Annotated in this window: 11 protein-coding genes; 7 read left to right on the plus strand and 4 right to left on the minus strand. The window is 59.1% G+C overall.

From position 1 onward, the window contains the following. The first annotated feature begins 7 nt into the window (after window positions 1–7). The gene (locus BKK80_RS36650) at window positions 8–3,400 is read left to right on the plus strand and encodes a hypothetical protein (RefSeq protein ID WP_157903326.1); all 3,393 of its coding nucleotides are present in this window, start codon (window positions 8–10) and stop codon (window positions 3,398–3,400) included. 2,034 nt (window positions 3,401–5,434) lie between these two features. On the opposite strand, the gene BKK80_RS23730 is transcribed toward BKK80_RS36650, so the two are convergent. Beyond that, window positions 5,435–6,337: a LysR family transcriptional regulator gene (locus tag BKK80_RS23730; RefSeq protein ID WP_071021672.1), complete on the minus strand. Its 903-nt coding sequence runs from the start codon at window positions 6,335–6,337 to the stop codon at window positions 5,435–5,437. A 184-nt stretch (window positions 6,338–6,521) separates the two neighbouring features. Here BKK80_RS23730 and BKK80_RS23735 point away from each other — a divergent pair, with 184 nt between their 5' ends. Genes BKK80_RS23735 through BKK80_RS23755 form a run of 5 tightly spaced genes read left to right on the plus strand, consistent with a single transcriptional unit; the run spans window position 6,522 to window position 10,778 of the window. Then, entirely contained in the window at window positions 6,522–7,724 is a 1,203-nt protein-coding gene (locus tag BKK80_RS23735) for an alpha-hydroxy acid oxidase (protein WP_071073242.1), read from the plus strand. A 58-nt stretch (window positions 7,725–7,782) separates the two neighbouring features. After that, on the plus strand, window positions 7,783–8,460 hold the full coding sequence (locus tag BKK80_RS23740; protein WP_071071542.1) for an RraA family protein: 678 nt from the start codon (window positions 7,783–7,785) through the stop codon (window positions 8,458–8,460). A gap of 38 nt (window positions 8,461–8,498) precedes the next feature. Continuing rightward, window positions 8,499–9,524, plus strand: a complete 1,026-nt coding sequence (locus BKK80_RS23745; RefSeq protein WP_232346344.1) for a hydroxyacid dehydrogenase — start codon at window positions 8,499–8,501, stop codon at window positions 9,522–9,524. Window positions 9,525–9,582: 58 nt separating this feature from the next. Continuing rightward, entirely contained in the window at window positions 9,583–10,590 is a 1,008-nt protein-coding gene (locus tag BKK80_RS23750; protein ID WP_084545727.1) for a tripartite tricarboxylate transporter substrate binding protein, read from the plus strand. Continuing rightward, window positions 10,575–10,778 carry a hypothetical protein gene (locus BKK80_RS23755; RefSeq protein WP_071071544.1) on the plus strand — a complete coding sequence of 68 codons (204 nt, stop codon included), beginning with the start codon at window positions 10,575–10,577 and terminating at the stop codon, window positions 10,776–10,778. The genes BKK80_RS23750 and BKK80_RS23755 overlap by 16 nt, the downstream gene beginning before the upstream one ends. Before the next feature lie 397 nt (window positions 10,779–11,175). Here BKK80_RS23755 and BKK80_RS23760 read toward each other — a convergent pair whose 3' ends face one another. Then, complete coding sequence (locus BKK80_RS23760) at window positions 11,176–12,159, minus strand: GlxA family transcriptional regulator (RefSeq protein WP_071071546.1); 984 nt, start codon at window positions 12,157–12,159, stop codon at window positions 11,176–11,178. 92 nt (window positions 12,160–12,251) lie between these two features. Here BKK80_RS23760 and BKK80_RS23765 point away from each other — a divergent pair, with 92 nt between their 5' ends. Next, window positions 12,252–13,037: an MBL fold metallo-hydrolase gene (locus BKK80_RS23765; RefSeq protein WP_071071548.1), complete on the plus strand. Its 786-nt coding sequence runs from the start codon at window positions 12,252–12,254 to the stop codon at window positions 13,035–13,037. Here BKK80_RS23765 and BKK80_RS35815 read toward each other — a convergent pair. Next, a complete protein-coding gene (locus BKK80_RS35815; protein ID WP_083384681.1) occupies window positions 13,034–13,318 on the minus strand; it encodes an H-NS family nucleoid-associated regulatory protein in 285 nt (94 codons plus the stop codon). The two genes, BKK80_RS23765 and BKK80_RS35815, sit on opposite strands and share 4 nt — an antisense overlap. A 444-nt stretch (window positions 13,319–13,762) precedes the next feature. Then, window positions 13,763–15,019, minus strand: coding sequence for an alpha/beta hydrolase family protein (locus BKK80_RS23770; protein WP_071071550.1), 1,257 nt, complete (start codon window positions 15,017–15,019; stop codon window positions 13,763–13,765). Between the last annotated feature and the right edge of the window lie 7 nt (window positions 15,020–15,026).

Genomic DNA, 15,026 nt, shown 5'->3' on the forward strand with positions numbered 1-15,026 from the left:
AACTGGGTTGAATTGGTTTAAGACTCCGTGGTCACTTAAATCGGTGGTCAGTAGCGAGGACAAGAAATGGCTGGCGTCTAACTCAGTTCGGCAGCGATTCCTGTTGTCGCGGCTGGAGCGCGAACTGATGTTCGCCGGCGAGCATCCTTTTCGCTTCGCTGCATCACTTCTTATGCTCCAGATGACGTTGCTGGAGTTGGTCAATCAGCTCCCTGATGGATGGCTTACTTCAACATGGGGTACATGGGGAGCGGCTGAGCAGCTGTCCTACTTTTCTGCGCTGTGGGCTGTCCAGGCGACGCTGGCTGCGTTAGTTTATCCAATCGTCATCGCATTCGTTGCGGTCTTTCTGCAACGTAGGCCGGCTGCCGAAGCATTTGTTCACCTCTACATGCTTGATTCTGGAGCGCTCGTCGCGGGGCTGTCATCGGTCGCGCTCGTGGTCGTGATGGGCGTCCAGTTTCTCCTGCTGCCGTCCTGGGGGGCAAGCTCATTGCCAAGGTGGGCGGCGGTGGACAGCGTTTGGTTTGTCGCGAATGCGGTACTGACAACATATTTTCTTTTCCGTACAGTCGAGTTTCTCCGGCCGGAAGTACAAGTTCAGGTAATGCAGCGCTATGCAGTAGGCGTAGCGCTGCCTCGAGATGTCGGTCGCTTAACTGCGTACCAGGTTCTGATTTCTGGGCATAGATTTGGCTGGTTGCCTATTCCGATGTTTGGTGACTCCACGGCCAAAGGCGGTCCGCGTGTCTACTTCGGGAGATTCTCCCTGAACGATAATGGCGTCCATGGGACTCGCCATTTGAAATCACCGCATCGTATAGTCGATATTCGTCTCTGGCCGCTCCGGCTTGCGCTGGCGACATGGTTGAAAGCAACTGAGCGCCATTCTCGTCCAATGCAACAAGGGAACTTAGACAACCCTGGCCGCGAGTCACTGTTGTGGCTTCCCATGGTGCCAGGCATGCTATGGGAATCGCAATTTCCCCTAGCGAAAGTTGAAGACGGCCCAAGCCTTTCGCGGTGGCAGTTGAAGTTGGTGTGCTGGTCTATTGTCCTCTTTCCGACGGCTCGTGAGCGATATGGTATTCAAGTCCAAGCTATTCTGGATGAGTTGTCTCGCGATGCCCGACAAGCAGCTTCTCAGGCCGACAATGAGGCCTTTTCCTCCGCACTAGATGCCATTGTGCGCATGCATGAGTTGCTCTTGAACGCATGTGTCTATTTTGACGAGGGTAGGAGTGGAAGTTGGGCACTGCTGCGAGAACCAGGGGCTTTTCTCGGGCGTCCGATGCACGAAAACTGGTGCGAGGTCTACAGAGGCGTTTACGAGTCTGCCATTCATGGCATGACCAGGGATATGCGCATGCTTAGGCAGCTAGCATACCTTCCGTCTCGCCTGAAAGGCGAAGAGTCTCTGCCGTGGCCTCGTGAGATTCGACTGAACTTGCTGCGGTTGTCTCCACTATTGTCTTACCTACTTGGAAACTGGTGGTCGAGGCGTGTGGAAGAACAGGGTTTGGTCGAGCATAGTCACCTGCAGATGGTGACGCTGCGGGCGCCGTTGAACCGAGTTTATGAAGAAGCGCTGTCACATTTCGTAGGTGGGTGGGAGGGGGGGTCACCAAGCAAGGGGCAGCGGTCCAAGAAGGAAATTGTCTTCCCATGGGAGTCAGCATCCGAACGTGCCTCGCTCAGCGCACGGTATATCGAGGAAACCGCCAAGATGCTGCTGGATGCAGTGCAAAGGGGCGACCGGATGGCGGCGGAATGGATGGGCGATATCCTTAACAAATGGTGGGATGCGTCAAATTTCGAATCGAGTCCCCCGCTCCAACTCCTACGGAAGTCCGATTTCATCACGCTTGACCATCTTAGTCTCAGCTGGGACGACTTCATCGCCTCCTTTGGGCTAGCCGATGACACGCGCCCACTTAGCGAAGCCCAACATCAACAACTCAAATACGGCGCCTACGTCTCAGCACTTCGAAACTTCTGGAACGACCTGCGCCTCTTGGTCGTTGAGCTCTTGGTCTTCGAACTTCTGAGTTGCAGCAAGGACGACGCAAGTGAGGCACTGTCCACGGAAATTGCCGTCGGCTTGCTTTCCGGCAAGCAATGGCGAGGTGGAGGTCGCATTAGCGCTTCATTGCAAAACCTGACGGCGCCTAGCTATCTGGCGGCAAAGGTCCGGCAGTATTGCGGTGGTACTGAAGGATGGCGAGATGGCTATATCGGTGTACTAGACAAATTTGTCGAGCGCGCGAAGAACAGCAACAGACAAAATATGGTGACTTCTCGTGTCTATCTTCATGGCGGAGCCGATGACGTCGAATCTCTGAGCAGCGCGCAAGTTGCGGTATTTGGCATTTTGACAACCGAGGCCTGGTCGATGACCCCAGGCCTGGAGCAGAGGATTGACGATTGGCTGAACGCGAAGCCGGTTAGCATCGAAATCCTGCGAAGTTGGCTGGCCGATTTGATTCGCTCCTGTAATGCAATGGGCGAGGATGCTTGGATTGTGGTGTCCCACTTGAAGGGGCGTGCACGGTCAGGTGCTGATATCCACACAGTTGCCGATACGGTGAAAGGCAGCTTTGTCGCTGCCAGCGCAGCGTTGGAGGAAGCTCGCACCGAGGTCGTCGCGACGCTACCAATTGACCCAGACCGATTGCTGGAAATTGCACGCGCGGCATCTGTCAACGCATTCGGCAGAAGCAGCGGCGAATTTCCGATGCAACTTCTCGAGGTCGAATCGAGCGACCAGAGGCTGAAGGACTTCTCTCTCACGTTGAGTAAGGTACGGCGGGGTGAGCTAACTCGCGTCGAGCTGGACCAGCGAGCAGGAAATGAGGCGGAATTCTATGACGAGATGTTGACAAGGCAGGTTGCCGTAGTTGTTCTTTCAGATATTCTTCAGAGTTGCTCAATTCGCTCCGTCGTTGCAGAAAATGCTGACCTCTACTGGCGTTTGCTGAAGGCGGAGGCAGAGAGCATGACTTCGCGCGGCTACGAGGCTGTTCTGCTACTTGACAACGATACTCGTCCGGAGTGGGTAAAGGAATGGATGTACCCGGAAGGTCAGGTCAGATTCGAGCGTCCAGACGACCTTCGTGTTCAGCGGCTTGATGAGCAGGGGGTGGGGTATGCCTGTCACTTCAATGACATCGCAGTCTACGTGGCGCCGATACAGTATGGCGAGTCGTTGCTCATGTCCAAACAGACGTTCGTGGGTGTCAAGTTCACACAGTTCAGCCTAGGGCGATTCGTCGAGGTGAGCGTGGATGAAGCTACCGAGAACAAGGAGTTTGTTGATTTGAAGTTCACCTTCTCTCGTGAAGTTCGGGTCAAAGCTGGGGAGGTTATTCGACTGAAGTACGATGATGGGGCTTATAGATAGTTGCATGTGCAGGCGCTTTGCTCAGTCTCGCCGGAGAAAGGAGCGATATAGTGCGCCTGCACCGTTGAAATCGTCTACGAGCGCCTAAGCGATGCGTTGGTCCTTGTGGTAAGGGGCGAATAAACATCAGCCTTGGCTCAAGGGCGGACCTGTGATGCATGAGGTGCGGTTATGTTGGACTCCCTGATATAGGGCTGGTTGTATGTAGGCCGCTCGAGAACCCATTCTCTATCTGAGACTGCGCACCGTGAAGTGCAACGCTTCGAGAGTGCTTGGGCTTGCCTCTGCCTGCGCGAAGGCCTCGCAACCTAACGGGCATCTCGTCATTTACTCCTCGACCGAGGGCCGCTTGCCCGGGCTGCTGTTGACCTCCTTGACTCCGCAGCTAGGCGGCCTACACTGCAGTCACAGCGCCGGCTCGGCGCTCCATCCGTTGCCAGCAGAAGTAGAACTACATTTCGGCAACAACTGTTCCCAACTCATTTGCGTCCGAGTTATCGCGCCAAGCGTTCGTGGTGACATGTTCACCTGTCCGACGCAGGACATCTGGTGAGACGTTGCGCACTCTCGTATCCTGGGCGCGGTGACCAAGGTGGTTGCGCTGTTGTCAACTGCAGCGGCTGGCCTGCATTGGTGCGGTGAGCTCATCGAAATCGAGCGAATTGCCGCCGTTCGGAGGCAGGGAAAATCCATGTCCATTTGGTCGGTAGCAGACGTCGAGGACCAGCCTGAAATTACACTTCGAGGCTGGAGGGTCTTCGAAACGGAACGCGGTGAACATCACTTTGTTGGCTACTGCGTGGAGAACGAGTCAGGCCGGGTAAGCTCTGCAATCACGTCGTTTGATGCCAAGTCAAGAACAGGCATCACCCGTAGTGGGAGGCGATACATCCTATCCGGGGAGCCTGGCTTCGACCAGGATGCTCTGCATGTGTGGAGTTTTTGGGCTACCCACAATCGCGTCACTGAGTCCACGGACGTCAGCGGTGAGTACGTGGTGGACCCGAATGAGGGCGTGCCTCGCGAAGCCGAGCGAAGTGGATGAGAGTTTCGGGGGGGGCTGAGCATGTCTGAATGGATTTCTGAGCCGCGCGATACGGCGGGTGACGCGGTCCTGAAGGAATGGCGAGTACTCCTGACTTACCGCGGTTCCAGACACTTCGTCGGCAGATGCACGCTTACAGGTCAGTATCGAGTCAGCCCTCCGATTGTGTCGTTTGACCCAGATACACGGACAGGCCGGACCACGCAGGGGCTCTGCTTTGCACTGACAGGTCCCCCGGTCGAGAGGATGGACTGTCGTGGCTTCACTGGCTGGTGGCAGCATGGAACAACAAGGTCTCGGGTGCGAAGGACATCACCGGCGAGTATCGATGGCTGTAGCGCAGCACCATGTCAACAGTTAAGAGGGCAACTAAAGGATTACCTGAGGCGGCGAGCTCGTCGCAGAAGCGCCGCAAGGTGTGGTTGGTACGTTGGCGCGTCCTCCGAACAGACCTAGGGACACAGCACTTCGTTGGATTCAGCGTTGAAGAATGCATTGGCTGGGTGAGCACACCAATTTGCAGCTTCGACGCCGCGTCAGGGGTAGGTGTCGCGTCGAACGGGCGTTCCTTCAAGCTGCTAGGTCCGCCGGGCTTTGACGATGAGGCCGAGTATGTGTGGGAGCATTACAAGCTGCTCTGGAAGTTCGGCGAGGTGGCGGATGTCAGTAGCGAGTATCAGGCAGGGAGGGGGGCTAGCTATGGTCGAACGAGCCGCATGCTCGGAAATGGCAGGGCGGTGGCGCCACGGCTATATGGATGTCGAAAGGGGCAGTCATAGCGAGGAACGACGGCATGTATTCTGCATGCGTAGATGGGGTACGTTCGGGCACCACCGTGCAGGTCATCATCCTTGTTGCTAGGGTTGTGGAGACGCTCATTGAGCCGTGGAGGGCGCGCCCGACACTGACCAAGATGATGGGCATATCGTCCGTAGGCTGGATGGTACTGGGTAGTACTGGACCACCACAAAGCTAACCACAGGGTTTCTTTAGACGAAACAACGCGGAGCCTGGAAATCGATGGTGCCGCGGATAATCTCGCGCATTGCCAGAATCAACGGCCGGGTGTCATCGCGGCGCCACTGCACGGCATAGTGCAGTGGCTCCAGTGCTTCGTTATCGGGGAGAATCCGCAGCGCGCCGCGCTCAACCAGCGCGTCCGCCCACAGCTGCGGAACGAAGCCGAAACCGAGTCCTTCGACCAGCATGCCGACGACCGCGCCCCAGCTGTTGCACATCAGGCGCCGGCCGACCATGAGGCCATGGCGAGCCAGCCATTGGTCGAGCACTCGTGTCCCTCCGGCTCCCACCGGAAGCGTCAGCAAAGTCTGCTCTCCCATGAGTACTCGCGGATTGTCAGTGCCGGCCAACTCCACAAACGACTGGCTGGCGACCCAGGCGAAATCCACCTGACCAATCCGTTCGGCAGCGAGGCTGCTCCTGGTGGATGGCCCGGCCAGGACCCCGATATCCAGCTCCCCGTCATGGAGCCGCTGCTCCAGAACCTGCCCGATATCGACATGGGGCTCCAGCAGCAGGCCCGGGTGGCGTGATGCCACCTCACGCACGAGCTTGGGCAACCAGGTAAGCCCGCTCAACTCACCCAGGCCGATATGGCATCGCCCCATCAAGCCGTGGCGCTGCCCGGCAGATTGCTGCAACTCTGCGGCGGCGTGCAGCATCGAGCGAATCTGCGGCAGCATCCGCTCCCCTTGCGCGGTGAGTTTGGCGCTTCGCCCGCTGCGGTCGAACAAGTCCACGCCCAACGAGGCCTCTAATTCGGCAATCCGCTTCGAGAGGGAGGAAACCGACAGGTGGACCCGCTCGGCCGCGACCGTGAAGTTGACGCAGGTTGCCGCCCAGTAGAAGGCCTCGAGTTGCTTGAGAGTCATGGGGCGTTGTGGACTGAGAGCCGATATTTTCCGAAAAGAGAAATTATATCTTCGTTATTTTTCGCTTTTTTCGTTGCCTTTGCGTTGCTAGATTTGCCCTCAATCCATCGCAATCGCTCCCATGTCAGCTCCTTCCTTCGACAACGCCCCGCACACGTCCGCCTCCGCGGCCGGTAGGGGGGAGATGCGTAGTGCCTCCTCATGCGCTGATCGTGGGCGAGAGGCTGCATGGCTCAAGCGGCACGTCTTGTCACTGAAGGACTTCGAGCCTTTGGCTCGAAAGCGCTTGCCCAAGCCGCTGTATGCCTACGTGAGCGGCGCGGTCGAAGACAACCTATCCCTAGGGCAGAACCGGCGGTCCTTCGAGGAAATCGCACTGCGACCACGCGTGTTGGTGGGCGTTTCTAGTCGTGACCTGAGCTTCAGCCTATTTGGCCATCGATACACCGCCCCCTTCGGTCTCGCCCCGATGGGCATCTCCGCGCTGTTCGCGTATCGCGGCGATGTCGTCATGGCACAGGCAGCTTGCCAGGCGTCCGTACCTGCAATCATGAGCGGCTCATCGCTGATTCGGCTTGAGGAGGTGATGGCAGCGGCGCCGGGTACCTGGTTTCAGGCATACCTGCCCGGTGACATGCATCATATCGAAGGCCTGTTGGCGCGAGTGGAAGCTGCCCGGGTCGAGACGCTGGTAATCACGGTCGACACACCCGTGGCAGGCAACCGCGAAAACAATGTGCGAGCGGGCTTTTCCACGCCGCTGCGGCCGAACGCGGCGCTTGCCTGGCAAGGCATCTCGCACCCCCGTTGGCTGCTTGGCACGTTCGCGCGGACCTTGTTGCGCCACGGCGTGCCGCACTTCGAGAACGCCTACGCCCGTCGTGGCGCCCCTATCGTATCGCGCAGCGTCGAGCGCGATTTTTCGGACCGTGCCCATTTCACGTGGGACCACCTGGCGACTATCCGCCGCCGCTGGAGAGGGCAGCTTGTCGTCAAGGGCATCCTGACTGCCGAAGACGCGCGCCTGGCTCAGCAGCACGGTGTGGACGGAATCATCGTGTCGAACCACGGTGGCAGGCAGCTTGATGGTGCCATTGCGCCAATGCATGCCTTGCCCGAGGTCGTCGAAGCCGTGCCGCAACTGCCGGTGATGCTCGACAGTGGTGTGCGGCGTGGCACCGATGTCATCAAGGCGCTGGCCCTAGGGGCCCGATGCGTTTTCATCGGACGGCCGTTCGCCTATGCGGCAGCGGTCGCCTCCAGCCACGGCGTCACACATGGAATCGGCCTGATGCAAGCCGAACTCTCGCGCGACCTGGCCCTGCTGGGCGTGACGCGTGTTGCTGACGTGGGTGCCCATTGCATTCAACGGCCTGCTGTGAATTAAGTCACCACCGCTAAATCATGCCAATCGGCCATACACCGCCACAACAGGAGACAGAACAATGACTTCGCCGCACGGCTTCCGCATCCATCCGCGCCCCGCTCACACGGTCAGTGCCTCGCTGATGGAACGGTACCGCAACTTCCCGGTCGCCAATATCAGCGATGCGATGAGCCGCACAACCGGGACCAGTGGACTGCGCCCGTTTCACCGCCGCAATGGCAATCTGGTCGGGCGAGCGCTAACCGTTCGCACGCGTCCGGGCGACAACCTCATGGTCCACAAGGCAATCGACCTCTCCGGCCCCGGCGACGTCATCGTGGTGGACGCAGGCGGCGCGGGGCCTAACGCAATCATTGGCGAGATCATGCTTGCGCTCGCTATCGCGCGCGGGGCGGCGGGCTTTGTCATCGATGGCCTGATTCGCGACAGTGACACGATTGGCCAGGAGCCTCTGCCGGTTTATGCGCGAGGTGTCTCGCACCGTGGCCCCTATAAGGACGGCCCTGGCGAACTACACGTACCGGTCTGCATCGACGGCATGGTTGTCCGGCCGGGCGACCTGATTGTCGGAGATGGAGATGGCCTGCTGGTCGTTCCCGCCGAAGAGGCCGAAGCCATCGCGGTATGCGTGGAGCAGATACAGCGGAACGAGGCCGGTATTCTCCAATCGATTGCGCAAGGCCGCGCCGACCGCACCTGGGTGGACCGCTCATTGGCTGACAAGGGGGTACTGTGAGTCAGTCGGGCACCGAACTCGGGGGCCAGCGTCAAGTCGTGCGCTTCGACTACTGGCTCGACCCTGCTTTCAATCGCATTGTGAGCGAGAGGCCAGGCGTTCGCTTACATACGTGTCAACGCGAAGGGGCTGACGACGAGGCCTGGGCACGCCTCTCCCAGGCGCACGTGTACCAGATCACGGCCGCCAAGGATGAATTGCCCCGTCGCTGGTTTGTTACCGCGGAATTGCTTGCGCGCTGTCCCAATCTCGTCGCCGTGTCATCTAGCGGGTCCGGCTGCGACACGATTGATATCGATGCCTGCACAGCAGCGGGCGTTGTCGTCATGAACCAGGCCGGCGGAAACGCCGATTCTGTCGCCGAGATGGCAGTGGGATTGATGTTGTCGGTGATGCGACGCATTCCTGAATCCGACCGGCACATGAAAGCGCATAGCACAGGCAGCCGCGAAGACTTGATGGGCCACGAACTCCGTGGGCGGACGTTGGGTCTGGTTGGCGTTGGCCATGCGGGAAGCCGTACGGCAGCACTTGGTCGTGCTTTTGGCATGCGCGTGATTGGATTCGACCCCTTTCTCGATGGTTCGGAGATGCGTGAGCGAGGAGCGGAGCCAGTCTCGTTCAACCAGTTGCTGCGCTCGGCTGACATCGTGTCATTGCACTGCCCGCGCGACGCCAGCACCTTGGGAATCATGAATGCTGAGGCCTTCGCAGCCATGCGTCCCGGAAGCATTTTCATCAGTACGGCTCGCGGAGGCATTCACGATGAGATGGCGCTGTACCGAGCGTTGTCCAGCGGCCACCTTGCTGGAGCTGGTCTGGACGTATGGGACGAGGAACCTCCCCCTCCCGGTCATCCTCTCCTCTCCCTTGGGAACGTCGTGGCCACATTTCACACCGCAGGCGTTACGCATGATGCCCGACGCAGGAACGCCACACTGGCCGCTACCCAGATTGTGGAGTTGCTGGCAACCGGTGAGAGGCCGGAGCGCCTGGTGAATCCGGAAGTCTGGCCCAGGGCGAAGCAACGAATGGAGACGGCCTCGCTGATTGCCGCGAGCTGACCCAGTAGTCATCACAACAATATGCTGGTGCCATGAGGGCCGGCGAGGAGACAACATCATGCGTTTCACTTTCGACGCCGCTCGTCTGCGTCTTTCCGTTCGCCTTGCGGCGTGCTCGTTCGCTGTTGTGGTTGGCGCTCTCGCATCCGTCGCGGCGCAAGCGGAAACCGCGGCCTGGCCAAATCGCCCCATCGAAATGATTGTCGCGTACGCTCCAGGGGGCGGAACGGACCTGGTTGCTCGCCTGCTCTCGCGATATCTCGAGAAGGAGCTTGGCACGACTATTGTCGTGCAGAACAAGCCGGGAGCGGGCGGTGCCATCGGCTTTGCCGAATTGGCGCGCGCCGTACCGGACGGCTACACGATTGGCTTCATCAACACGCCGAACCTGCTGACGATTCCGATTGAGCGCAAGACGCCGTTCACCTGGAAAAGCTATGACCTCATTGGCAACCTGGTGGACGACCCGGGCGCCTTCACTGTCAATCAGTCGAGCCACATCGATTCGCTTGCCACGCTGGTGAAATACGCCAAGACGAACCCGGGTGCGGTCACCGTGGGCACCACGGGTGTCGGCTCCGACGACCACCTCGCCATGCTGTTGTTCGAGAAGGCTGCTGGCGTGAAGATGACGCACGTGGGCTATAAGGGTGCGGGCGAAGTCCGCGGCGCGCTGGCTGGCCAGCAAATTACGATTGGCGCTATCAATGTCGGGGAGGCGCTGGCTTACCAGAAAGGGGGCACGCCCCTCAGGTTCCTCGGGCAGATGGGGGCAGCACGCGCCGTTCTTGCTCCTAACGTATCCACGTTCCGTGAACAGGGCTACAACATCGAGCTGGCATCATTGCGCGGGCTCGCTGCGCCAAAGGGACTGGCCGAGCCCGTGAAGAAGAAGCTTGTCGACGCCATGGCGAAGGTCGCATCCGACCCGCAATTCAAGCAACAAGCAGAGGCCATGTTTGCGCCGCTTCGCTATCTGGCACCCCCGGCCTATGCCACCGAACTCGAACGCAGTGAGGCAAGCTTCCGTCAACTGTGGAAGGAGATGCCATGGCAGGAGAAGTGAAGCGGCTCCTCCGGCTGAACGCTGCGCTGAACCAGGCCTTGAGAGACCCGGAGCTGCAAAAGCAGTTCGCGGAGCAAGGTTCACTGCCCGTCAAGCCGATGGGGGTGGATGAGTTCTGGAGCTTCGTCAAGAAACAGATGCCCCTGGCGGCAGAGCAGGTGCGCATCTCCGGGGCAAAGGCGGACTAGGGAGGAGGCCGGCAGTGAGAGGGGGGGCTGCTTTCGAACTGATGAACAGGCTGAACCCTCTCGCCTTGGGACGCAGCGACCGCTTTGTGGCGGCCTGAAACCCGGGCGCGGCCGGTGGCGTTCGTATGTCGGTCCCTCAAGTGAAAATGCATGTCGCACGCCCTGCGCCACGTGACGGGTGTCCCTTCGGGAGCGACGAAGGGACAGGGTCGCCGCAAAGTCGAGGCGCTACAGCGATCGCACGTGGATCGTGTGGAGCGGGCATCGGCGTTGTATAGGGTGGTGGCGCATTGCCCGCCTGAGGCGGTTGGGCAGAACCTGCCCGGATCTGGATGCATGCGTCCCTGTTCTTCGGTGCCGACGAGAGTCAGCCTTGCCCAGGCTAACCGACCTTCGTCTACGGAGTCCAGGACCGTCCAAATGCCTGCCGGTATTGCGCTGGCGTAAGCGCTGTCAGATCCTTGAACATCCGCCGCATCCCGGAGTCACTGCTGAAGCCGAGTTCCGCGCTGATCGTATTGGCCGGCGCAGAGGTATGAATCAAGCGCTCGCTGACTTGATTGAGCTTTATCCTGCGCACATAGCTTGCGACCGGCAAGCCAGTCGCGGCAACAACTTTCCGGGCCAGGGTTCGCTCTGTCATATTCAGTTCCTGAGCCAGGCGGCTGACCGTTGCTTCAGTGGCAGAAATCTGTTCCGTGATCCTGTGCAGCTCGCGCAGTAGCCGATCCGGCTGCTCGATGAGACTCATCATCTGAAAGGCATGGTGAGTACGCTCGGGTCGCGGCAAGACCATGAGCTTCGTCAGGTCCCGATAGGCTTCCTTGCCAAGCCGCGTTTCTATGAACGTCTGCGCGATCGGCAGATAACCGTTGATCCCTGACGCGGTCGCGGTACGCGAGTTGTAGGCAATTGTTCGTTCGGTTTGCCAAACGGCTTTTGGGTACTGTTCCCGCACCATGTCGGCCAGCCACCATGTGATGGTGGCTTTTTGCCCATTCAGCCTGCCCGTGGCGGCAGCCAGGCAGACACCGGTGCAGTAGCTCCACATCATCACGCTTTCTTGCAGGCCGGCCAATACCGTAATCATGTCTGCATTCTTCGCCAAGGCGCTGGCTATCTGCCCGGAAGATTCAGCCCACAACCCGGGTATCAGTATTGCATCGAGACAGGCCTCTTGAGCCGATAATCCGGCTTTCAGCGAATGGCCGTGAGCGCATTCGACAACGCCCGCCTGGGCCGCTACAAACATCGGCTCGAAGAGAACCGTCCCGGCCCGGCGGTTCGCCGCATGAACAAGATCCGCGAACGCGAATAACCCGGCCGGCATGAATTCCGGGTACAGCAGCAAACCGATGCGGCAAGGAGTCGGCGGAGGCATGGCAGAAAACAGTCGTTTTATGTCAGTTCTCGCCATTCCAGGCGAGTGGCGCGCAGCACACAATGAACTCCTCCCATCAGGACGGATAGATCATGAAAATAACGCAGCTCCGCAATGCCACGGTCGTCGTCGAGATTGGTGCCCACAGAATCCTGGTTGATCCGATGCTGGCTCCCAAAGGCGCAATGCCGCCACTGAGGCTCCTCGGCCAGCGAGAGCGTAATCCCCTCGTTGATTTGCCGCCGGTGACCGATTCGTTACTGGAAACGGTGACGCATTGCCTGATTACGCATTGCCAGAAAGGGCATTTCGACCATCTCGACCGCGTGGGCAAGCACTGGCTACGCAGCAGGAAAATTCCCGTTATCTGTACGCCGCATGACGCGAAGCATCTTCGTCAACGCGGCTTAAACGTGAGTCCACTGGCGGAGAATCATCATGATCCGCAGCCATTCCTCGGCGGGAGAATCAGGACGATGGCTTGCAAGCATGGGAAAGGCATGGTTGGACTGTTGATGGAGCACGGCGTCGGCTACTTGATCGAGATGCCGGGGGAGCCCAGCCTGTATCTCTCCGGCGATACCATTTTTACACCTGCAATTCGTGAATTCATCGCGTGGCATCGGCCCAAGGTTTCCCTGATTCCAGCCGGAGGCGCCAGGTTCGACGTCGGGCATGAAATCATCATGGGCATGGAAGGCGTGATTGAATTCACCAAGGCCCTGAAAGGCGTAGTAGTTGCCAATCATCTGGAAGCGCTGAGTCATTGCCCCGTACAACGGGCGGAACTAAGGGCCGCTGCAGCCCTGGCAGGCGTAGGCGATCGGCTGCGGATTCCCGCGGATGGGGAGGCATTGGAATTCGATCCTCTGAGCTAGGAGGCAGCACGAAAATGCTCGATGGTCTGGCCCGCATTCACCGCGCGTCGCAGCCAGTCTGGTAGCTCACCGTCACCGTCCCAGGTATGGCCTTGTGCGTCCCTGAAGCGAATACGCCCACCCTGCTCGGCCTCAATGGGTGACGACACCCAGCATCCCGCAGCCTGGAGATCAGCCAGATGCAATCCAAATCGAGCCATTTGCGTCTTGATCCAGAGAATTGCCTCCGCGCGTTCGCGCAGCAGTTGAACTTCGGAGTTGAGGGGGAGGGCACGGAGCATACACGCCGGCGGAATGACCGCGGATCAGTTGAGCGTCGAAGGCAAGCGCCAGACCAGTATTCCAGCAGCTGTGGCTGGCAACTCAGGGCTGAACGCGACGCACATTCTAGCCTAAGAAGGACATCCCCCAGCCAGGGAAACGCTGATCAATGAGGTCGGCGTATCATGGCATGCCGCTGGACCGGGTGGCCACATTCTGCGCGGCGACCGATGGTGCGTCTGCCGCCATGCCAAAACCTCACTTCGGGGCATAAGACTATTGCGCATGGTCGAAACCGGTGCTGACAATTACTGATATTCGGCTCTCAGGAGCCATATGCACGCCCGGCGCAATCCCCAGGCAATTGGTGCAGTCGCCTTCTGAACGGCAGCGGCGCATCGGGATAATTTCTCTGTCCCATTGCGCAGGGATGCGAACTAATCGATCTATTGTCAGCGGCCAAATCAATTGCCGGTCTTCAGGCGTCGCATGAGCCAGTTCGCGGTGAACTCGAAGTGCTCTCGCATGTTCGATTCGGCCGTGTGCCCATCATCCCCAAAGACCAGTTGCGTCACATTGAAGCCAAGCGCGGCAAGAGCTGTAGGTTCGTCTCTGGAAACGAGATCTTCACGGGCGCCGTTCACCATGAGGATGGGTTTGCGCAACTGCGCCGCGGTTGGCATCTTCAATTGACGTGAGAGTTGGAACGCTTCGTAGTATTCGCACATCGTCTGACGAGGTGTCGTCCGCGGATTCATGTTGGCAAATACAGTGTAGGGAGCGACGATCCATGCAGGCGCTTTCTCGCAATGCACTTGTCCGAAGCTCGCATCGCTGGGGCCACCTATATTGACAATCGCTCGGTAGAGGTCGTTTCGCAGCCCGCCAAGTGTTCCCAGATAGCCCCCCATGCTCCAGCCGTACACTGCCACTCGGCTTGTGTCCAGGTCGCTGCGAGTCTTGATGTAGTCTGCAATCGTGTCAAGCATCGCAGAGGACTCCGGACGAAATCCCAATTGATTCTCCCCGGTGTCCGGATTTTCCACAATGAGGGTTGCAAAACCGCGACCCATGAAGTAGTCGCTGTGCCGGATCATCTCCGTCTTCAGGTTGTCCAGGCCGCCGAGAATGACCAGAACCGGCGGCTTCTGATTGCTGCCGCCTTGCCTCGGCAGTGCACGGAAGTAGCCGACGAATTCCTTTTCGCCAGACTTGAATGCTATTCGCTGGAGCGGTTTTCCCAGGACCGCGTAGGCTCGTTCGGTCGCCTGCAGGTCTGCCGCGGGGATCTGCTTGGGTAGCCGATTCATCCGCAGATAGAAAGCGGCCTTCTTGTAAGCGGCCGACGCGGACGCATTGTCGCCCCGCTCCTCGGCCGCGCGGGCTTGTTCCAGATGCATCTGAGCGGCCTTGCTAAAAGTCGCTTGCCAGGTCGGTTCCAACGGTCCTGCATGTTGCGGCAGAGTTCCAACCACGTCATCGAATGTGCTTGGCTCTATGCCGGCATCCTCGAGCCACCAACAGATGTTGAACTTGAACGAAGGATGCATGCGAGCGATGCCCCCCGGATACTCCGCCTGTCCTTTCCTGCAGAACTCGGCCATGCTGTCCGCGGCCCTCGCTGAGGGGGTGCCCTGTGCAGCGGATTCGCGCGGCACAACCGCAGCAAGAAGGACGGCTCCAAGCAGCGTCAAGAGATTCGAGATCAATTTGTCCGTCATAGTCTTT

The sequence above is a fragment of the Cupriavidus malaysiensis genome, from assembly GCF_001854325.1.
Classification (GTDB): Bacteria; Pseudomonadota; Gammaproteobacteria; order Burkholderiales; family Burkholderiaceae; genus Cupriavidus; species Cupriavidus malaysiensis.

Excerpts from the sequence above, each read along its gene's own strand:
- BKK80_RS23730 (WP_071021672.1), bottom strand. The coding sequence starts at position 6,337 with ATGACTCTCAAGCAACTCGAGGCCTTCTACTGGGCGGCAACCTGCGTC.
- BKK80_RS23735 (WP_071073242.1), top strand. The coding sequence starts at position 6,522 with ATGCGTAGTGCCTCCTCATGCGCTGATCGTGGGCGAGAGGCTGCATGG.
- BKK80_RS23740 (WP_071071542.1), top strand. The coding sequence starts at position 7,783 with ATGACTTCGCCGCACGGCTTCCGCATCCATCCGCGCCCCGCTCACACG.
- BKK80_RS23750 (WP_084545727.1), top strand. The coding sequence starts at position 9,583 with ATGCGTTTCACTTTCGACGCCGCTCGTCTGCGTCTTTCCGTTCGCCTT.
- BKK80_RS23755 (WP_071071544.1), top strand. The coding sequence starts at position 10,575 with ATGGCAGGAGAAGTGAAGCGGCTCCTCCGGCTGAACGCTGCGCTGAAC.
- BKK80_RS23760 (WP_071071546.1), bottom strand. The coding sequence starts at position 12,159 with ATGCCTCCGCCGACTCCTTGCCGCATCGGTTTGCTGCTGTACCCGGAA.
- BKK80_RS23765 (WP_071071548.1), top strand. The coding sequence starts at position 12,252 with ATGAAAATAACGCAGCTCCGCAATGCCACGGTCGTCGTCGAGATTGGT.
- BKK80_RS35815 (WP_083384681.1), bottom strand. The coding sequence starts at position 13,318 with ATGCTCCGTGCCCTCCCCCTCAACTCCGAAGTTCAACTGCTGCGCGAA.
- BKK80_RS23770 (WP_071071550.1), bottom strand. The coding sequence starts at position 15,019 with ATGACGGACAAATTGATCTCGAATCTCTTGACGCTGCTTGGAGCCGTC.